Origin of the sequence: Brevundimonas mediterranea (genome assembly GCF_011064825.1) — a bacterium.
GTDB lineage: Bacteria > Pseudomonadota > Alphaproteobacteria > Caulobacterales > Caulobacteraceae > Brevundimonas > Brevundimonas mediterranea_A.
On record NZ_CP048751.1, the window covers coordinates 28,547 to 46,544 of the forward strand.

A 17,998-nucleotide genomic window follows, 5' to 3' on the forward strand; every position below is an offset into this window, starting at 1 on the left:
AGACGAACCGTCAGCGGGTTGGGGGAAGCCACGTCATGTCGCAGGAAGACAGCCAGAGCCCGGTGATCGCGCCGACCATGACGTCGCCGCCGCCCTCCCCGGAACCCGAACCGCAGCCGGTCGAGCAGCCGCACGATCTGGCCCCCGCCGATGCGCCCGAGACGGCGCGCGCCGCGCCGCCGAACCCGACGCCTACCGACACCCCAGCCGTGTCCGACGAAGGCGTGCTGCGCCCCATTCAGGAGAGCGATTACTTCACCCTGGACGACGCCTCGATCGCCAAGATATCGGGCAATATCGACCTCTATTTTAACCAGCCGCTCGATATCTTTCCCTTCTGGGAGAACGAGAAGAAGCCGGACCGTTTCCACGTCCTGTTCGCGCGCCAGATCGAGGAACGGTTCCCGGCGGACCGCGACATCCGCGGTCGGGTTCACGCCTATGGCCGACGCATCTTCCGCGCCCTGTGCGTCCATGTCGGCGTCAAGCGCCTGACCCAGGTGCTGGCCCTGATCGCCTTCGCCGTCCTGGCCGAAATGGGACCGACCCTGTTCGCCGAATGGGCCGGCGGGCAACCCGCCGGTCTGGGCCTGGGCCTCCTGGCCATGCTCGTCACGGGCGGGATCTTCTTCGGCGTCTCGACCATTCTGTTCATCCAGTACCGGTTCCGGCTGGAGAACGACTCCTACGAGCTGTCGCGCGAGATCGTGCAGCGGACGCGGGAACTGCAGAACCTGTTCACCAACGCCCGCGCCCTGTCGGACCAGGCCGAGACCACCTACCAGATGGACGGCAAGGCCTGGGGCCAGCGCGCCCTCTATCTGACCCGGCTGGTCATGTGGATCGGCGCGCGGATGGAATATCTGGAGAAGTTCATCCAGATGGAGCTGTGGCGCGTGCGGCGGGAACGCTACTGGATGCGCTGGTTCGGGCGGATCACCACGCCCGCCGTGCTGGTGATCTGGCTAATCTTCTTCATCTTCTTCCCCGCCCCGGCGGCCAACGAGATCGGCTTCCGCATCCTTCAGATCATCGCCGTCCTGCTGGCATGCGGCGTGACCTGGCTGTCCTATTTCCGCTGGCAGACGCCTGCCCAGGCGATCCAGGACAAGCTGGGGGCCGAGGGCTGGGTCCGCTACGCGTCGCTGGACGTGGACAACACCGTCGGCGACCAGGTGCGGCGCGACAAGGAACGGCTGGTCGAATACCGCGCCCTGACGCGGGGGCGCTGATCAGCGCGGGATGGAGGCCTGGACCGATCGGGCGTCATAGGCGTTCGGACGGTCGGGCTTTGGGCCCCGCCCCATGATGATCTCCAGCGAGGTCGAGGTCGGGCTGGGGCCGCTGAAGTTCAGGCCCAACCCCACGCCGACGCCCGAGGCCGAATAGCCGCCGTATCGGCTGGATCCGCCGCCGATGGAGACGCTGGGCCGCACGCCGCCCGCGCCGCCGGGACGGCCGTCGGTCCAGCTCTGGGTCACTTCAAACCAGTCATAGCCCTGGTCCGTGGTCAGATCGGCGGCCCGCACCAGCGCATAGTCGGCGACAGCGCCCGGCGCCCCGACGCCGTTGTAGGTGACACGGTAACGGTTGGATTCGATCCTCTGCTCCGAATAGCCCTGCCCGCCCGGCGCGCGCTGGGCGCCGTAGGGGGCCAGGCTGGCGCAGGCGGCCAGGGCCAGGGTCGAGGCGGCGAGGCTGAGAATGGCGAGGCGCTTCATGGCGTTGTCTCCCTTTGGAGGAGATAGCGTTGCTTGAGCCGGAGCGTTCCGTCTAGAGGCCCAAGGCCGAACGCAAACCCGCGAAATCGGCCGGCGGCGGCGCCTCCACCGTCGTCGTCCCGCCTTCGGGATGAGGAAAGCTCAGTTTCAAGGCGTGCAGCATCAGGCGCGGCGCCGGCCCAACCTCTGTCGTCAACGCCCCGCCATAGCGAACATCCCCGATCAGCGGCCGACCCAGATGGGCCATATGGACCCGCAGCTGGTGCATCCGCCCCGTCAGCGGCTCCAGCTCGACCACCGCCCCCTGGTCGTTGGCGGCCAGGGTCCGATATCGGCTCTGCGAGCCCTGGGCGCCGGGCGCGTCGAAGGCGACGACCCGCATATAGGACTCGCGCCCGATCTCCTCGCGCCGCAGCGGGGCGTCGATGGTCCCGGACGCCGGCTCCGGCGCGGCGGACAGCAGGGCCAGATACTGTTTGCGAAACCGCCGCATCTGCAGGGCCTTACCCAGGAACCCCGCCGCCGGCTTGGTCTTGGCCGCCAGGATCACGCCCGAGGTGTCGCGGTCCAGCCGATGCACCAGCTCCGGCCGCTTGCCGTTGGACCGGGCGAAGGCCCACAGCAGATCGTCCAGCGTATGCGCCTGGATCCGCCCGCCCTGGCTGGATAGGCCCGACGGCTTTGAAAAAGCGATCACATGAGCGTCCTCGTGGATCACCCATGACCGGACGGCGGCGATCTCATCCTCGGACAGGGCGACGGGGGTGCGGGTAGTCATCGGGGGCTTCTAGAGGTCAGCCCCCCGCCCCGTCCACCGCCGCGTCCTTGGCCAGCCGCGCCCGCATCTCGGCCCAACGCTCCAGCCGCGCCTTGACCTTCTCCTCATGCCCCTCGCCCTTGGGCTTGTAGAAGGTGCGACGTTCCATCTCGTCGGGGAAGAAGTTGGCGCCCGAGAAGCCCTCGGGCGTGTCCGGGTCGTACTGGTAGCCCTTGCCGTAGCCCAGCGACTTCATCAGCTTGGTGGGGGCGTTGCGGATATGGGCGGGGGGCGTCAGCGACCCCGTCTCATAGGCCGCTTTCCTGGCCGCCTTGAAGGCTTCGTACACCCCCACCGACTTCGGCGCAGTGGCCAGGTGGACCACGGCCTGGGCCAGGGCCAGTTCGCCCTCGGGGCTGCCCAGGAAGTCGTAAGTGTCCTTGGCCGCATTGGCGACCAGGATCGACAGCGGGTCCGCCTCGCCGATGTCCTCGACCGCCATCCGCACGATCCGCCGCGCCAGATACAGCGGATCCTCGCCCCCGTTCAGCATCCGCGCCAGCCAGTACAGGGCCGCGTCCGGGTCCGACCCGCGCACCGATTTATGCAGGGCGGAGATGAGGTTGTAATGCTCTTCCCGGCTCTTGTCATAGGCGGGGGCGCGGCGTTGCAGGACCGCCGCCAGCCCCTGTACGTCCAGCATCTCGCCTTCAGGCAGGTCGAACAGCACCTCCGACATGGTCAGCAGATAGCGCCCGTCGCCGTCGGCGAGGGCCAGCATGGCCTGGCGCGCTTCCGGCGACAGCGGCAGGCCTCTTTCCATATGGGCCTCGGCGCGGCTCAACAGTTGATCCAGCGCCGCATCGTCCAGCCGCTTCAGCACATAGACCTGCGACCGCGACAGCAGCGCCCCATTCAGCTCGAAACTGGGGTTCTCGGTCGTGGCCCCGACCAGGGTGACGACCCCGGCCTCGACGAAGGGCAGGAAGCCGTCCTGCTGGGCGCGGTTGAAGCGGTGGATCTCATCGACGAACAACAGGGTGCTCTGCCCCGCCGCCCGCCGCATCCGCGCCGCCTCGAACGCCTTCTTCAGGTCGGCGACTCCGGAAAAGACCGCGCTGATCGACTGGTATTCATAGCCCGCCGCCTGGGCCAGCAGCCGGGCGATGGTGGTCTTGCCGGTGCCGGGCGGCCCCCACAGGATCATCGAGCCCAGCCGCCCCGCCTCGATCATCCGGCGGATCGGCCCGCCCGGCCCCAGCAGATGATCCTGCCCCACCACCTCGTCCAGCGTGCGCGGGCGCAGACGGTCGGCCAGGGGGGCGTCGGGCGGCAATATGCCGGAGGCTTCGAACAGGTCGGTCATGAGTGCGACCTATGTAGGCGTTCGCCAAAGGCTTTTCACCCGTTTGTGTGGGCGGACGGCGAAAGACGCTTCAGTCGTCCCGACCGGAACGTTCGGCCGTCCGCTCCTTCTCGGCCGCCTGCTTCTCAACCCGCGTCATGAGGTAATCCATATGGGTGACGGGCCTGATCCCGTGCCCCCGTTTGGCGAGCCAAGAGGCAAGCTTCCAGGCGCCGAGCACCAAAGCAGCAAGGCCGACGGCGCCGATGAAAAGCTCAAATGCTGAAGGCTCGCTCATGCGCCACAATCCCCACAGCCGAGACCTGTGTCCAGCCCCTTACCTCAACACGCCCCGAATCTGGCGCCCGCCGCGATTGACCACGATTTCCCACGGGCCGCGACCGGCGCCGGCGGCTTCGACGTCGCGCGCCGAGGCTATCGCGCGGCCGTTGATGCTGACGATCAGGTCGTTCTGGCGGAAGCCGGCGCGGGCGGCGTAGCCCCGGCCCGACACGCCGGTGACGATGACGCCCGTGGCGAACGGGTCGCCGCCCAGGCGGTCGGCCAGGGCCGGGTTCAGGGCCACGACCTGGGCCCCGGCGAAGGGGCCGGACTGGATCACGACGCCCTGGCGGGGGTCGGCGTCGCCGGGCAGGGTCTGGACCCGCGCGGTCAGGGTCTGGGGCCGGCCGTCGCGCAGGATGGCGACCTGGACCTGGTCGTTCGGATTGCGCGAGCCGACGCGATAGTTCAGCCCGTTCTGGTCGTTGATCTCCTGACCGTCCACGGCGGTGATCACATCGCCCTGGCGCAGGCCGGCGCGGGCGGCGGGACCGTTGGCGTAGACGTCGGTGACGACCAGTCCCTGCGGCCGGCTGAGCCCCAGGCTGCCGGCGATGTCGCCGGTGACGGTGTCGCCCTTTACGCCCAGCCACGGCCGGACCACGGTCTTGGCGCCGCCCAGGGCCGAATCGACCACGCGCTTGACCATGGCGGCGGGCACGGCGAACCCGACCCCGGCCGAGGAGCCTGAGCGGGAGAAGATGGCGGTGTTGATGCCGATCAGGTCGCCGTCCATGTCCACCAGGGCGCCGCCCGAATTGCCGGGGTTGATGGCCGCGTCGGTCTGGATGAAGGAGCCGCTGTCGGAAATGCCGGTCTCGGTCCGGTTCAGGGCCGAGATGATGCCGTTGGTCACCGTCTGGCCCACGCCGAACGGATTGCCGATGGCCAGGACCAGATCGCCGACCTGCTGTTCTTCCTGATCGTCGATGGCCAGGACCGGCAGCCGGTCGCTGACGTTCTCCAGCCGCAGCACGGCGATGTCGCTGCGCTCGTCGGCCAGGATGACGGTGGCGGGAAACTCGCGCCGGTCGTTCAGCACGACCTTGATCTGCTGGGCGCCGTCGATGACGTGGTTGTTGGTGACGACGATCCCGTCCGAGCGGACGATCACGCCCGACCCGACCGATTCCGCCACCCGCGCCTGGGGAATGCCGCCGCCGAAGAACTGGAAGAAGGGATCGGCCTGGACCCGCTGGACGCTGCGGGCCGAGATATTGACCACGGCCGGGGCGGCGGATCGCACCACCGGCGCGAAGCTGGACTTCATCCCCGCCGCATCGCTGGGCGCGGTGCGCGTCGGCTGGGCGAACTCGCCCTCCTGCGCCTTGGAATTGGTGGGGTTGCCGCAGGCCGACAGGGCCAGGGCGGCGACGAGCACGATCGATCGGGTCTGCATAATCATCCGAGGAGAACAGGCTTCAAGCCACACCATACCGCACCGTGTTTCGGGCCGGATCAAGGCGTCGGCGCGACATCAACGGACAAGCTTTCAGCCCGTTCCCACAGCGTCGTGCAGACGAACGGAGGCGCTCCGTCCCTTCGGCGGAGTTGGAGGCCCTTTGGAAGCGGAGGGCTGGGCGGGGCGCCGGGCCTTCGCCCGGAGTTTGATCTAGAAATACCGTTTCGACGAAGGTTTGACGCCCCGCGCGAATGGTTGGTCTGCAAGCTCGGAGCGCCGAGCGGTGGCGGTCTTATCGCCTAACCCCATAAGCCTGCGACGGGTCGGCGGTCCCTGCGAAGAACCGTCCCGAGTGCGATCGAGTATCCCCCTCGACCCTCCGCCGACGTCCTGAGACGCCGCCGGCGCGGGGGAGTTGCACCCCCGCTCCCGTTCCATCCGCTCCCGCCGCCGCAAGGTCGCAGGCCAAGCGAGCCCTCCAAGCGACGAGACCGAGGCTGATTATAGGGAGTGGGGGAGCCCTGGCTGGAAAGTCGGGGCGAGAATCTGGCAAGGGGTTGGAATCGCTGGGGTGAGACCAGCGTCATTGTGACAGTTGGCGCCGTTCGGGCCCCCTCCGTCACGGCGCTCCGCGCCGCGCCACCTCCCCCAAGGGGGGAGGATTTCGGTGCTCGCATTCCTCCCCCCTTGGGGGAGGTGGATCGCCGGCGAAGCCGGCGAGACGGAGGGGGCCTGTGAGGCTTGCCCTGCCCCTAAACCGCCCAGTCGGGTTTGCGCTTGTCCAGGAAGGCGCGGACGCCTTCCTGGCCCTCGGGGGAGACGCGGGCGCGGGCGATGCGTTTGGCGGTGTCGTCCAAGAGGCCGCTGTCGATCTTGTGGCCGGCGATGTCGTTGACCAGGCGTTTTGCCTCGCCCATGGCGCCGGGAGCGTTGCCGCTGAGGCTGTCGGTCAGCATGGCGACGAACTCATCCACCGAACCCTCGGGCAGGACCAGGTCGATCAGGCCGGCGTGGGCGGCGTAGTCGGCGTCGAAACTGTTGCCGGTCAGGAACAGCTGGCGCGCGCGCCGCGCGCCGATGGCCTCGATGACATAGGGGGCGATGGTCGCGGGGATCAGGCCCAGCTTGACCTCGGAAAAGGCGAAACGCGCGCCCTCGACCGCCACGGCCATGTCGCAGGCGGCGACGATGCCGGCCCCGCCGCCCATGGCGGCGCCCTCGACCAGGGCGACGGTCAGGGCGGGGACGTCGTGCAGGGCCTTCAGCATCCGGGCCAGACCCAGGGCGTCGTCGCGATTGTCGGCCTCGGACCAGTCGGCGGCGTCGCGCATCCAGTTCAGATCGGCCCCGGCGCTGAAGGTGCCGCCCGCGCCGCGGATGAAGACCAGGCGGACGTGGTCGGCGCCGTGCAGGGTCTCGAACGCCTCATGCAGGGCGGCGATGGTGGCGGCGTCGAAGGCGTTCTTCTTCTCGGGCCGGTCCAGGGTGATGAAGACCACCCCGTCGCTGGTGGCGTCGATCCGCACCAGGTCGTCATTGGCGTCCGGCGCGGCGTCGGCCAGCAGCGGATGGGCGATGCGGTTGATCTCGGCTTCCTCGGCGTCGGTGACGTCCAGGGCGTTGAGGTCGGCGTCGGTGGGTTGATCGGCCATGGTCATCTCCAAACTGAGGGTCCGTGTTGCAACGGGGGGCGGAAGAATAGGTTACATCCGGAACAGGCCGAACGTGGTCTCCGGGATCGGGGCGTTCAGGCTGGCGGAAATGGCCAGGCCCAGGACGTCGCGGGTCTGGGCCGGGTCGATGACGCCGTCGTCCCACAGGCGGGCGGTGGCGTAATAGGGATTGCCTTCGTCCTCGTATTTCTGGCGGATCGGGGCCTTGAAGGCCTCGGCGTCTTCCGCGCTCCAGGTCTCGGCGTCGCGGTGGACGGTGGCCAGCACCGACGCCGCCTGTTCCCCGCCCATCACGCCGATCCGGCTGTTGGGCCAGGTGAAGAGGAAGCGCGGAGAATAGGCGCGGCCGCACATGCCGTAGTTTCCGGCCCCGAAACTGCCGCCGATCAGGACGGTGAACTTGGGCACTTCGGCGCTGGCGACGGCGGTCACCAGCTTGGCGCCGTCCTTGGCGATGCCGCCGGCCTCGTATTTGCCGCCGACCATGAACCCCGAGATGTTCTGCAGGAACAGCAGCGGAATCTTGCGCTTGCAGGCCAGTTCGATGAAGTGGGCGCCCTTCTGGGCGCTTTCGGAGAAGATGACGCCGTTGTTGGCCAGGATGGCGACCGGATAGCCCCAGATGCGGGCGAAACCGCAGACCAGGGTCGGGCCGTACAGGGTCTTGAACTCGTCGAACTCGGAGCCGTCGACCAGGCGGGCGATGACCTCGCGCACGTCATAGGGGGCCCGGACGTCGTCGGGGATCAGGCCGTACAGCTCTTCGGCGGCGAAGGCCGGGGCGCGAGGTTCGCGCACGTCCATGTCCACGGACTTGGTCGTGTTCAGATTGGCGACGATGGAGCGGACGATCTCCAGCGCGTGTTCGTCATTCTCGGCCACATGGTCGACCACGCCCGAACGACGGCCATGGGTCTCGGCCCCGCCCAGTTCCTCGGCCGAAATGACCTCGCCGGTGGCGGCCTTCACCAGGGGCGGGCCGGCCAGGAAGATGGCGCCCTGGTTCCGCACGATGATCGTCTCGTCCGACATGGCCGGCACATAGGCGCCGCCGGCGGTGGACAGACCCATGACACAGGCGATCTGGGCGATGCCCTTGGCGCTCATCCGGGCCTGGTTGAAGAAGATGCGGCCGAAGTGGTCGCGGTCGGGGAAGACCTCGGCCTGGTGCGGCAGGTTGGCCCCGCCAGAGTCCACCAGATAGACGCACGGCAGGCGGTTCTGCTCGGCTATCTCCTGGGCGCGCAGGTGCTTCTTCACCGTCATGGGGAAGTAGGCGCCGCCTTTAACCGTCGGGTCGTTGGCGACGATCATCACCTCGCGACCCGAGACGCGGCCGATCCCCGCGATCACGCCGGCGGCCGGGGCTTCGCCGTCGTACATGGCGTGGGCGGCCAACTGGCCGATCTCCAGGAAGGGCGAGCCGGGATCCAGCAGCCGCTCGACCCGGTCGCGGGGCAGCAGCTTGCCGCGGGCCACATGCCGTTCGCGCGACTTGTCTGACCCGCCGCGCGCGGCGTGGGCCACATGGTCGCGCAGTTCGGCGACCAGGGCGCTGTTGTGCGCGTGCAGGGACTTGTATTTGGGGCTTTGCGGATCGACCGCGGACGTCAACTTCGGCATGGGGTTGGTTTAGGCGGGGTCGCGGGACGTCACAAGGAATTCTCCCTCCCCGCTCCGGGGAGGGGCGTCGCGCAGCGACGGGGCGGGGGCGGCCCGGCAGGGGCGCACTGCCGGAATCGGGACAGATCTGTGATGGGTCGCCCCGCCCTCCCCACCCGGTCTCGCCTGCGGCTCGACCACCCTCCCCCGCGGGGGAGGGAGAAATGTTGCGCATCGCCCCCTTTTCCCCTATAGGCCCCGCCTTTCCAGGGCTTCGGTCCTGTCGTGGAACACCAAAGGGTTGGACGTTCGGTCCGGCCGCCGCGCCAGGAGCCATCGTGGGGATCGACTTACCCGGTCGTTTCCACGCCGACGCCCACAAGGGAGACTACCGCATGGCTCTTTACGAGCACACGGTCATGACGCGCCAGGATATCTCGGCGCAGCAGGCCGAAGCGCTGAACGACACCATCAAGGACCTGATCGTGCAAGGTGGCGGTTCCGTCGCCAAGATCGAGTACTGGGGTCTGCGCAACCTGACGTACCGCGTGAAGAAGAACCGCAAGGCTCACTATTCGCTGCTGGCCGTCGACGCCCCTCCGGCCGCCATGGCCGAAGTCGAGCGTCAGCTGGGCATCAACGAAGACGTGCTGCGTTGGCTGACCGTCCGCGTCGAGGAACTCGACCTGGAACTGTCGCCGCTGCTGGCCCGCCGCGAGCGTGAACGCGAGCGTGAGCGCGAGCGCACCCCGCGCGACGACGCCGCCGCTGACGCCGAATAAGGAAACCGGAACATGACCGACACCACCGCCCCGACCCCGGGCGCCCCGGCCGGCTCCGGCGCCGCCGGCCGCCGCCCCTTCTATCGCCGCCGCAAGGTCTGCCCGTTCTCGGGCGCCAATGCGCCGAAGATCGACTACAAGGACGTGAAGCTGCTGCAGCGTTACGTCTCCGAACGCGGCAAGATCGTGCCTTCGCGCATCACCGCCGTCTCCCAGAAGAAGCAACGCGAACTGGCCAAGGCCATCAAGCGCGCCCGCTATCTGGCCCTCCTGCCGTATGTGGTGAAGTAAGATGAAGGTCGTTCTGCTGGAACGCGTCGAGAATCTCGGCGCCATCGGCGACGTCGTGTCCGTCAAGGACGGCTTCGCCCGTAACTTCCTTCTGCCGCGCGACAAGGCCCGTCGGGCCACCGCCGCCAACCTGAAGGCGTTCGAACTCGACCGCGTCGCCATCGAGCAACGCAACGAGAAGAACAAGGCCGATGCACAGAAGGTCGCCGACAAGATCGACGGCCAGACCTACATCATGATCCGTCAGGCCGGTGAAACCGGTCACCTGTACGGTTCGGTCGCCGGCCGCGACGTCGCCGAGGCCATCCAGGCCGAAGGCGGCAAGGTCGAGCGTTCGCAAATCGTCCTGAACACGGCGATCAAGAACCTGGGCGTCCACGAAGTGCCGGTTCGCCTGCACGCCGAGGTCCGCGCATCGGTCAAGATCAACATCGCCCGTTCGATGGATGAAGCCGAGCGTCAAGCCAAGGGCGAGGACGTGATCCGCAGCCAGTTCGACGATGAGCGCCAGGCCGCCGAGCAATCGGCCCAGGAACTGATCGAAGGCGGCGCCGGTCAACAGGAAGGCTTCGGCGACGAAGCCTGATCCCGCCGGCCTTTCGAGGCCGGATCGCCGGAAACATCAGGGGCGCGTTCCGCAAGGAACGCGCCCTTTTTGCTGCGTGGGCCCTCGGCAGGAGGCCGGGCGCGCCTTCACGCAATCCATGACAAGTTTGCAACAGCCACGAAGGTTTGGGGCGGCGATGAGAGTTTGCGCAAACTCCTTTCTTGACCGACGTAAACAGCGGTGAACACTCTCAACTAAGGCTGAGATTTGTCGACGGCGCGACCAATTTATTGCGCCTTTCATCCCAGCCAGGGTGTCGAAATCGTGGCCGGTCGCCGCCCCTCCCAACAGGCCGCTGTCGTTTGGGGATAGTCATGAAGCTGAATTCCGGTCGTTCCGTCTTGTTGGCCTTTGTCTCCACCAGCGCGCTGATGTCCGCGCCGCTCGCCTTCGCCCAGGAGGCGACACCGGCGGAGGACGCCGCCGACATCGGCGAGATCGTGGTGACCGGCACCCGCGCCATTGGTCGAACCCGCCTGGACACGATCGCTCCCGTGGACGTGATCACCGGCGAGACCCTGACCCGCAGCGGGACGGGTACGGAGACCGCCGCCGCCCTGGCCGCCGCCGCTCCGTCGATCAACTTCCCCCGCCCCGCCATCTCGGACGGTTCCGACCACGTCCGCCCGGCGACCCTGCGCGGTCTGGCCCCTGACCAGACCCTGGTGCTGATCAACGGACAGCGGGGCCACGTCGGCGCCTTGGTCAATGTGAACGGCGCCCTGGGACGCGGATCCACGGCCTTCGATCTGAACACCATTCCCTCGGTCGCCCTGGGCTCCGTCGAGGTGCTGCGCGACGGCGCCTCGGCCCAGTACGGCTCCGACGCCATCGCCGGCGTGATCAACCTGCGTCTGCGCCAGGCCCGCGACGGCGGCGGCCTGACGCTGAACCATGGGCGTTACGACACCGAATACGACACCGCGCGCGGATCGCACGAGGCCACGGACGGCGAACAGACGTCCCTGGCCGGCTGGATCGGCCTGCCGTTGGGCGAGGACGGGTTCGTCACCGTATCGGGCGAACTGCAGAAACGCGATCCGACCAACCGTTCGGACTACGCCGCGCCATCGGCCGTGGTCGGCAATACGTCCACGAACACGGTCCTGGGCCGGTTCGGCGATCCGGCGGTGGAATCCCAGTCGCTGTGGTTCAACGCCGGCAAGCCGATCAACGCCGACTGGGAGACCTATGCCTTCGGCGGCATCCAGCACAAGGAAAGCGAATCCGGCGCGACCGCCCGCGCCTACAACAACGCCAACAATGTCCTGGCCATCTATCCCAACGGCTTCCTGCCGCTGATCAACACCCAGATCGTCGACTACAACCTGTACGGCGGGGTCAAGGGCGAGGCGGCCGGGATCGATTGGGACGTCTCGGTCGGCTACGGGCGAAATGTGCTGGACTATCGCGTCACCAACTCGCTGAACGCTTCGTATGGCGCGGCGTCGCAGCAGGAGTTCGAGGCCGGGGGGCTGAAGTACGACCAACTGACGCTGGGCGTCGATGGCGTCAGGCCGCTGGAGTTCGGGCTGATCGAACCGGTCAATCTGGCCTTCGGGGTCGAATACCGGACCGAGCGTTTCGAGGTCTATGCCGGTGAGCCCGCCTCCTACAATCGCGGACCCAGCGCCGGCGGCGGCGGAGCCCAGGGCTTCCCCGGCTTCTCGCCGGCCAATGCGGCGGACGAGGACCGCAACAACTGGAGCGCCTATGTCGATCTGGAAGGCAAGCTGACCCAGGGGCTGACGGTCGGCGTGGCCGGCCGTTACGAAGACTATTCCGATTTCGGCGACCAGTTCACCGGCAAGGTCTCGGCGCGCTACGACTTCTCGCCGGCCTTCGCCCTGCGCGGCGCGGTCTCCACCGGCTTCCACGCCCCGGCCCTGCAGCAGCAGTATTTCAGCTATACCGCCACCAATCTGGTGACCCAGTTGATCGGCGGCCTGCCCGTGACCAGCCTGATCCAGGCCGGCACCTTCCGCGTGGACGACCCCGTAGCCCTGGCCCTCGGCTCCAAGCCGCTCGAGCCCGAGACCTCGGTCAACTATTCGGTGGGGGCGGTGTTCCGGTCCGGCGGATTCGAACTGACCATCGACGCCTATCAGATCGAGCTTGAAGACCGGATCATCTATTCCGAGAGCCTGGGGACGACGCGCCCCAGCCAGTCGGCTGCGACCACCACGGCGGTCCAGACCCTGCTGGCGCCCTTCGGCGTCAGCGCCGCCCGCTTCTTCCTGAACGGCGTCGACACGACGACCAAGGGAATCGACGTGGTCGGTCGGTATCGCCTGCCGACAGACACGCTCGGCCGGTTCGATTTCACCCTGGCCGGAAACTACAACGAGACGACGGTGGACAAGACGCCGGAGACGCCCTCCATCGGCATTCCGACGTCGGATTTCTTCCTGTTCGACCGGTCCAACATCCTGGCGTTCGAGGAGGGCACGCCCAAGACCAAGGTGGTCGGCGGGATCGACTGGAGCCTGGGCGGTTTCGGCGTGTCGGCCAAGGCGACCTATTACGCCAGTGTCCTGGTCGCCAACAACGCCGCCAGCCTGGACTATGAGACCGGCGACAAGACCCTGATCGACCTGGAAGGCCGCTATCAGTTCCCATACGGGGTCGGTCTGGCGGTGGGGGTGAACAACCTGTTCGACGAGTATCCGGAATATACGCCGGCGGCCCTGAACGGGGCGACCGGGTCGGTGGGCTTCCCCAGCTATTCGCCGTTCGGCTTCAACGGTCGGTTCCTGTACGCGCGGCTCAGCTACAGCTTCTGATCCAATCTGGAGCAACGAAAGGGGCGCTCGTGAGAGCGCTCCTTTTTCGTGATGAGAATGCCGAGCGGAAACATTACCGAAGCTTCAGAACCCCACGAGATTCGCGCCGCCGTTGCGCCACATATCGCCGCTTAATCTGGCCCTCTTGTTCGGAGGGGATCAATGAAGACCAGGATCATCGCGGGGGCCTTGGCCCTGTCGCTTGTCGCCGGGGCGGCTCAGGCCATGACGGTGCAGGAGTTTCTGACGACGGCGAACGGCATTCCCCGCAACCCCACCGCCCTGTTGCGGTCCGACACCCGGCGGCTGATGGGCGAGTTTCGCGGGGCGGTGCAGACGGTGCGCGCGGAACAGACGGCGGCCACAGCGGCCGGTCGCCGCTCGGCCACCTGTATGCCGGACAAGGTCGGCCTGTCAGCCGACGCCATTCTGGCCCGGTTCAACGCCATCCCCGCCGAGCGGCGCGGCATCAGCACGACCCAGGCCGTGCGCGAGTGGATGGCCGAGAAATATCCCTGCCCCGCATGACCCAAGGCAGGACGGTGCGAACGTCCGCGCCTCGATCCGCGATCATATTCATCGGAGGCGCGCTGCTGATAGTGGGCGGCTTGACCGGGCTCGGGCTGATTCTGGGGCCGGATGAGGTCGACGCCGTGCAGACGCCGGAGGGACTTCATCCCGCCGCCCTGTTCGCACTGGGCCTGGCCCTGATGACCGCCGAGGCTGCGCTGTTCACCCTCGTTCCGATAGAACTGTCGCAACGGTTCCTGAAACGCGCCTGGCCGGGCGTCGCAGCGGGTTTCGCCGTCTATGTCATCGGAATCCATTGGAATAACGGCTGGCTGGGATTGGCGGTCTCAAGCTGGATATGGGGCGTCGTGACCGGCGCCTATCTGCTGGAGCGCCCCGTATCGCGCGGTCGAGCGGCCTGTCAGGCGATCGGGCTGAAATGGACGTTCTGGATCTTCGCCATGGCAGTCTTGACCGCCGGCGCCTGATCGCCCCGACTGAGGAATTCCCGTTCGCCCACAGGGTGGACGATCTGTCCACGGTCGAAGCGACGTCCACGACTGACGCAGGCGCGTGTCAGGGCTAGAGCGTTAAGACAATGAACGCGTTCGCCCCCATGCCCTTCTCGTCCTCGCCGATGGACTCCAGCGGCGTCAGCTCGATGCCCCACAATCTGGAGGCGGAACAGGCGCTGCTGGGCGCGCTGATGTTCGACAACGGCGTGTTCGAACGCCTGAGCGACCGTCTGCGGGGCTCGCATTTCTACGAGCCCTTCCACCAGCGGCTGTTCGAGGCGATCGAGGATCATATCCGACAAGGGATGCTGGCCGAACCCACCATTCTGATGGAACGGTTCAAGCAGGATCCGGCCTTCCAGGAGTTCGGCGGCCTGCGCTATTTCGCCGACCTGGTCGACCGGGCGCCGCCGGCGGCCAATGCGCCGGACTATGCGCGGGTGGTCTATGACACGGCCCTGCGCCGCGATCTGATCCGCATCGGCGGGGAGATCATCAAGGAGGCGCCCAACCCGGAGACGCCCGCCGACGAACAGATCGAACAGGCGGAACAGACCCTGTATTCGCTCGCCGAGACCGGCAAGCCGTCGTCCGGTTTCGTCAGCTTTTCCCACGCCCTGTCCGGCGCCGTTCAGATGGCGGCCGAAGCCTATCAGCGCGAAGGCAAGCTGGCCGGGTTGGCGACAGGATTGAACGATCTGGATCGGAAACTGGGCGGGTTGCACCCCTCCGACCTGCTGATCCTCGCCGGCCGTCCGTCGATGGGCAAGACGGCCCTGGCGACCAACATGGCCTTCAATGTGGCGCGCGCCTATCAGTGGGAACCGACGCCGGAGGGCCGCAAGACGGTCAACGGCGGTGTGGTGGCCTTCTATTCGCTGGAAATGAGCGCCGAACAGCTGGCCATGCGGATCCTGGCCGACGCTTCGGGCGTGTCCTCCGACAAGCTGCGCAAGGGCGAGATCGACGCCACCGACTTCGGCAAGCTGCGCGACGCGGCGGTCGAGATCGGCGAGAGCCCCCTCTACATCGACGCCACCGGCGGTTTGTCCATGTCGAAGCTGGCGGCCCGGGCGCGGCGGCTGAAGCGGATGGAGCACGGGCTGGACCTGATCATCGTCGACTATCTTCAACTGGTCACGACCGGCGACAGCGGCGGTCAGAAGAACCGGGTGCAGGAGGTGTCCGAGATCACCGGCGGCCTGAAGGCCCTGGCCAAGGAACTGTCGGTGCCGATCATCGCCCTGTCGCAGCTGTCGCGTCAGGTGGAGCAGCGCGAGGACAAGCGGCCGCAGTTGTCCGACCTGCGCGAATCCGGCTCGATCGAGCAGGACGCCGACTGCGTGATGTTCGTCTATCGCGAAAGCTACTACCTGGGCCGGGCCGAGCCGCGCGAAGGCACCGAGGAACACCTGCAATGGCAGCAGGACATGGACCGGCTGCAAGGCCAGGCCGAGGTCGTCATCGGCAAGCAGCGCCACGGCCCCATCGGCATCGTCAAACTGGCCTTCGACGCCGAGACGGTGCGGTTCGGCAACCTGGCGCACGGCTATGAGGAAGTCAGCTACGAATAGAGGCCGGCGGTTGACCTGGGCCGCGAACAGGCCCCTTGGGTGCGGATGGCCAGCGAAACCGTCTATATTCTCCAGACCTATGTGCAGGGGCGCGGCAAGGGGCTGAAGGCCGAGCCGCAGGTGGGCTGCAAGGACGCCGAGGAGGCGCGGCGCAAGGCCGAGCGCATGGCGCCCCTGCGGCTGGGCGTGGTGGCCTTTTCCGTCTCGGCGGACACCGAGATGGGCGACTACGACGAACAGCCGACCATCATCTTCAAGTCCGGACGACTGCCCCCGCCGTTCAGCGACGAGGATTGATCGGCGTCAGGCCTTCCATCGTCGGGAAGTTGCGCCAATAAGGGCCGCCATGCCCTCCCCCGCCCTGCTGTCCGTCGATCTGAACGCGCTCGCCCGCAATTTTCACACCCTGGAGGCCGTGACCGGCGTGCCGGTGCATCCGGTGGTCAAGGCCGACGCCTATGGCTTGGGGGCCGAGGCCTGTGCGAAACGTTTGATGGCGGAAGGGGCGCGGACCTTTTTCGTGGCGCGGGCCGGCGAAGGCGCAGCCCTGCGGACGGCGCTGGGCCCGGAGCCCGTCCTCTATGTGCTGGACGGCTGTCACGGCGAGGCGGCGGGGCTGTTGAAGGCGGCGGACCTGCGGCCCGTGCTGAACCAGCCGGCGCAGATGAAGGCCTGGGCCGAGGCCGGCGGCGGAGCCTGCGGCCTACAGATCGACACCGGCCTGAACCGGCTGGGCTTCCGGCCGGAGGATGCGCCCGAAGTCTTTGACGGGCTGAGCCTGGTCATGAGCCACCTGGCCTGCGGCGACGAACCGGACCAGCCGATGAACCGGCGCCAGCGTGACCGGTTCGCGGGCATGGTCGAACGCTATCCGGGCGTGACGCGGTCCTTCGCTAATTCGGGCGGCTGTTTCCTGGGGCCGGACTTCGCCTTCGACGCGGTGCGGCCGGGCGTCTGCCTGTACGGCGGTGGACCTGAGGGCCGGCCGGACGAGCGGATCGCCCCCGTCGCCGCTCTGACGGCGGAGGTCCTGCTGGTGCGCGACGTGCGGACGGGCGAGAGCGTCGGCTATTCGCGCGGTTTCGTGGCCGAACGACCGATGCGGGCGGCTGTGGTCGCGGCGGGCTATGCGGACGGGGTCCTGCGGGCCTATGGGCCGCGCGGCGCGGTCTGGGTCGCAGGCGAGACCCGGCCGCTGCTGGGCCGGATCTCGATGGACGTCTGCACGGTCGATGTGACCGGGCTGGAGGTCGCGGTCGGCGACCGGGTCGAACTGTTCGGGGCGCATCGCCCCATCGATGCGGCGGCGGCGGCGGCGGGGACCATCAGCTATGAACTGCTGACCGCCGTAACCGTCCGCGTTCCCCGCGCCTATGTCGGTCAATAACCGCCGGTGATGGCCGCCATGCCGGCGCCGGCGACCAAGAAACTGGCGCCGATCATGCCGACGATGGCGTTGATGATGAAGGTCATGACCAGGCCCAGGATCACCGTGACGATGAAATAGCCGACAGCCTTGTCCGCCGGGACCTTCATCAGCATCGGCAGACCCAGGTACAGCAGATAGAAGCTGTACAGGCCGAGGATGGCCAGGACGCCCAGCATCGGGATCAGGCCGAAGACCCCGACCAGCCACATGGCCGTATAGGAATAGACCGCCACCTTCATCGCCTGGACCGAATCGCTGGCCCCGCCGAAACTGGGGGCCAGGGCGTTGATGATCAGGCCCAGCAGATAGACGGCGACCAGGGACAGCCCATAGCTGACCACCGCGACCAGAAGCGCGCCGAGGATCGACATGGGCGTGCCGAACAGGGGCAGAAGCTGGCCGCCGATCAGGCTGCAGATCGGGCCGATGGCGGCCAGGATCATGGCGTAGCGGGTGAACAGGCTGCGGGTCGTGGCGAACTCGCCGTCGATGCGCGCCCATTCGGTCTTCGGCTGCAGGATGATGCCCTTGACCCGGGCGATCAGGGCCGGATCGACGGCGGGTTGCGTCGACGGGGTGGAGGGTTCGGTCATGGACAAGGGCCTGTAAAACAGTGGGGGCGAAGCGGAATATTGACGTCACGTCACCTGACGACGCAAGCCATT

General features: G+C 67.5%; 18 protein-coding genes. 10 read left to right on the forward strand and 8 right to left on the reverse strand.

What is annotated here, in order from left to right; all coding sequences use genetic code 11:
* Window positions 1–35 precede the first annotated feature (35 nt).
* Window positions 36–1,232 carry a hypothetical protein gene (locus GYM46_RS00170; RefSeq protein WP_008260753.1) on the forward strand — a complete coding sequence of 399 codons (1,197 nt, stop codon included), beginning with the start codon at window positions 36–38 and terminating at the stop codon, window positions 1,230–1,232.
* Here the strand turns inward: GYM46_RS00170 and GYM46_RS00175 are convergent, their stop codons facing one another.
* From GYM46_RS00175 to GYM46_RS00205, 7 genes are all read right to left on the reverse strand, one after another.
* Complete coding sequence (locus GYM46_RS00175) at window positions 1,233–1,721, reverse strand: CC0125/CC1285 family lipoprotein (protein WP_040349454.1); 489 nt, start codon at window positions 1,719–1,721, stop codon at window positions 1,233–1,235. It abuts the gene before it with no gap.
* A gap of 52 nt (window positions 1,722–1,773) precedes the next feature.
* Window positions 1,774–2,499: an RluA family pseudouridine synthase gene (locus tag GYM46_RS00180; protein WP_008263483.1), complete on the reverse strand. Its 726-nt coding sequence runs from the start codon at window positions 2,497–2,499 to the stop codon at window positions 1,774–1,776.
* A 16-nt stretch (window positions 2,500–2,515) separates the two neighbouring features.
* On the reverse strand, window positions 2,516–3,844 hold the full coding sequence (locus tag GYM46_RS00185; RefSeq protein WP_008263533.1) for a replication-associated recombination protein A: 1,329 nt from the start codon (window positions 3,842–3,844) through the stop codon (window positions 2,516–2,518).
* Window positions 3,845–3,914: 70 nt separating this feature from the next.
* Window positions 3,915–4,121: a hypothetical protein gene (locus GYM46_RS00190; protein WP_008262576.1), complete on the reverse strand. Its 207-nt coding sequence runs from the start codon at window positions 4,119–4,121 to the stop codon at window positions 3,915–3,917.
* 39 nt (window positions 4,122–4,160) lie between these two features.
* Window positions 4,161–5,564 carry a Do family serine endopeptidase gene (locus tag GYM46_RS00195; protein WP_008263970.1) on the reverse strand — a complete coding sequence of 468 codons (1,404 nt, stop codon included), beginning with the start codon at window positions 5,562–5,564 and terminating at the stop codon, window positions 4,161–4,163.
* A 755-nt stretch (window positions 5,565–6,319) separates the two neighbouring features.
* Window positions 6,320–7,219: an enoyl-CoA hydratase-related protein gene (locus GYM46_RS00200; RefSeq protein WP_040350026.1), complete on the reverse strand. Its 900-nt coding sequence runs from the start codon at window positions 7,217–7,219 to the stop codon at window positions 6,320–6,322.
* Between the two features lie 51 nt (window positions 7,220–7,270).
* A complete protein-coding gene (locus tag GYM46_RS00205) occupies window positions 7,271–8,863 on the reverse strand; it encodes a carboxyl transferase domain-containing protein (protein WP_164952568.1) in 1,593 nt (530 codons plus the stop codon).
* A gap of 374 nt (window positions 8,864–9,237) precedes the next feature.
* On the opposite strand from GYM46_RS00205, the gene rpsF reads away from it, so the two are divergent.
* The 9 genes from rpsF (at window position 9,238) to alr (ending at window position 17,291) form a co-directional block, all read left to right on the forward strand.
* Window positions 9,238–9,624 (forward strand): 30S ribosomal protein S6, encoded by a 387-nt coding sequence (gene rpsF / locus GYM46_RS00210; protein WP_040349448.1) that lies wholly within the window; start codon window positions 9,238–9,240, stop codon window positions 9,622–9,624.
* 12 nt (window positions 9,625–9,636) lie between these two features.
* The gene (gene rpsR / locus GYM46_RS00215) at window positions 9,637–9,915 is read left to right on the forward strand and encodes a 30S ribosomal protein S18 (RefSeq protein WP_008259463.1); all 279 of its coding nucleotides are present in this window, start codon (window positions 9,637–9,639) and stop codon (window positions 9,913–9,915) included.
* Window position 9,916: 1 nt separating this feature from the next.
* Window positions 9,917–10,501 (forward strand): 50S ribosomal protein L9, encoded by a 585-nt coding sequence (gene rplI, locus GYM46_RS00220; RefSeq protein ID WP_008261897.1) that lies wholly within the window; start codon window positions 9,917–9,919, stop codon window positions 10,499–10,501.
* 335 nt (window positions 10,502–10,836) lie between these two features.
* A complete protein-coding gene (locus tag GYM46_RS00225) occupies window positions 10,837–13,305 on the forward strand; it encodes a TonB-dependent receptor plug domain-containing protein (protein WP_008262273.1) in 2,469 nt (822 codons plus the stop codon).
* Window positions 13,306–13,467: 162 nt separating this feature from the next.
* Window positions 13,468–13,833: a hypothetical protein gene (locus GYM46_RS00230; RefSeq protein WP_008259522.1), complete on the forward strand. Its 366-nt coding sequence runs from the start codon at window positions 13,468–13,470 to the stop codon at window positions 13,831–13,833.
* An 80-nt stretch (window positions 13,834–13,913) separates the two neighbouring features.
* Window positions 13,914–14,303 carry a hypothetical protein gene (locus tag GYM46_RS00235; protein WP_154726155.1) on the forward strand — a complete coding sequence of 130 codons (390 nt, stop codon included), beginning with the start codon at window positions 13,914–13,916 and terminating at the stop codon, window positions 14,301–14,303.
* 110 nt (window positions 14,304–14,413) lie between these two features.
* On the forward strand, window positions 14,414–15,904 hold the full coding sequence (locus GYM46_RS00240) for a replicative DNA helicase (RefSeq protein WP_008259562.1): 1,491 nt from the start codon (window positions 14,414–14,416) through the stop codon (window positions 15,902–15,904).
* 45 nt (window positions 15,905–15,949) lie between these two features.
* Window positions 15,950–16,201 (forward strand): hypothetical protein, encoded by a 252-nt coding sequence (locus GYM46_RS00245; protein WP_008260004.1) that lies wholly within the window; start codon window positions 15,950–15,952, stop codon window positions 16,199–16,201.
* Between the two features lie 49 nt (window positions 16,202–16,250).
* A complete protein-coding gene (gene alr / locus GYM46_RS00250) occupies window positions 16,251–17,291 on the forward strand; it encodes an alanine racemase (protein ID WP_008261600.1) in 1,041 nt (346 codons plus the stop codon).
* Here alr and GYM46_RS00255 read toward each other — a convergent pair.
* On the reverse strand, window positions 17,285–17,926 hold the full coding sequence (locus GYM46_RS00255) for a Yip1 family protein (RefSeq protein ID WP_008259991.1): 642 nt from the start codon (window positions 17,924–17,926) through the stop codon (window positions 17,285–17,287). The genes alr and GYM46_RS00255 overlap by 7 nt on opposite strands.
* Between the last annotated feature and the right edge of the window lie 72 nt (window positions 17,927–17,998).

Coding starts and splice junctions, on each gene's coding strand:
- rpsF (WP_040349448.1), top strand. CDS start 9,238: ATGGCTCTTTACGAGCACACGGTCATGACGCGCCAGGATATCTCGGCG.
- GYM46_RS00225 (WP_008262273.1), top strand. CDS start 10,837: ATGAAGCTGAATTCCGGTCGTTCCGTCTTGTTGGCCTTTGTCTCCACC.
- GYM46_RS00245 (WP_008260004.1), top strand. CDS start 15,950: ATGGCCAGCGAAACCGTCTATATTCTCCAGACCTATGTGCAGGGGCGC.
- GYM46_RS00200 (WP_040350026.1), bottom strand. CDS start 7,219: ATGGCCGATCAACCCACCGACGCCGACCTCAACGCCCTGGACGTCACC.
- GYM46_RS00180 (WP_008263483.1), bottom strand. CDS start 2,499: ATGACTACCCGCACCCCCGTCGCCCTGTCCGAGGATGAGATCGCCGCC.
- GYM46_RS00170 (WP_008260753.1), top strand. CDS start 36: ATGTCGCAGGAAGACAGCCAGAGCCCGGTGATCGCGCCGACCATGACG.
- GYM46_RS00175 (WP_040349454.1), bottom strand. CDS start 1,721: ATGAAGCGCCTCGCCATTCTCAGCCTCGCCGCCTCGACCCTGGCCCTG.
- GYM46_RS00195 (WP_008263970.1), bottom strand. CDS start 5,564: ATGCAGACCCGATCGATCGTGCTCGTCGCCGCCCTGGCCCTGTCGGCC.
- GYM46_RS00205 (WP_164952568.1), bottom strand. CDS start 8,863: ATGCCGAAGTTGACGTCCGCGGTCGATCCGCAAAGCCCCAAATACAAG.
- GYM46_RS00230 (WP_008259522.1), top strand. CDS start 13,468: ATGAAGACCAGGATCATCGCGGGGGCCTTGGCCCTGTCGCTTGTCGCC.
- alr (WP_008261600.1), top strand. CDS start 16,251: ATGCCCTCCCCCGCCCTGCTGTCCGTCGATCTGAACGCGCTCGCCCGC.
- GYM46_RS00240 (WP_008259562.1), top strand. CDS start 14,414: ATGAACGCGTTCGCCCCCATGCCCTTCTCGTCCTCGCCGATGGACTCC.
- rplI (WP_008261897.1), top strand. CDS start 9,917: ATGAAGGTCGTTCTGCTGGAACGCGTCGAGAATCTCGGCGCCATCGGC.
- GYM46_RS00190 (WP_008262576.1), bottom strand. CDS start 4,121: ATGAGCGAGCCTTCAGCATTTGAGCTTTTCATCGGCGCCGTCGGCCTT.
- GYM46_RS00255 (WP_008259991.1), bottom strand. CDS start 17,926: ATGACCGAACCCTCCACCCCGTCGACGCAACCCGCCGTCGATCCGGCC.
- rpsR (WP_008259463.1), top strand. CDS start 9,637: ATGACCGACACCACCGCCCCGACCCCGGGCGCCCCGGCCGGCTCCGGC.
- GYM46_RS00185 (WP_008263533.1), bottom strand. CDS start 3,844: ATGACCGACCTGTTCGAAGCCTCCGGCATATTGCCGCCCGACGCCCCC.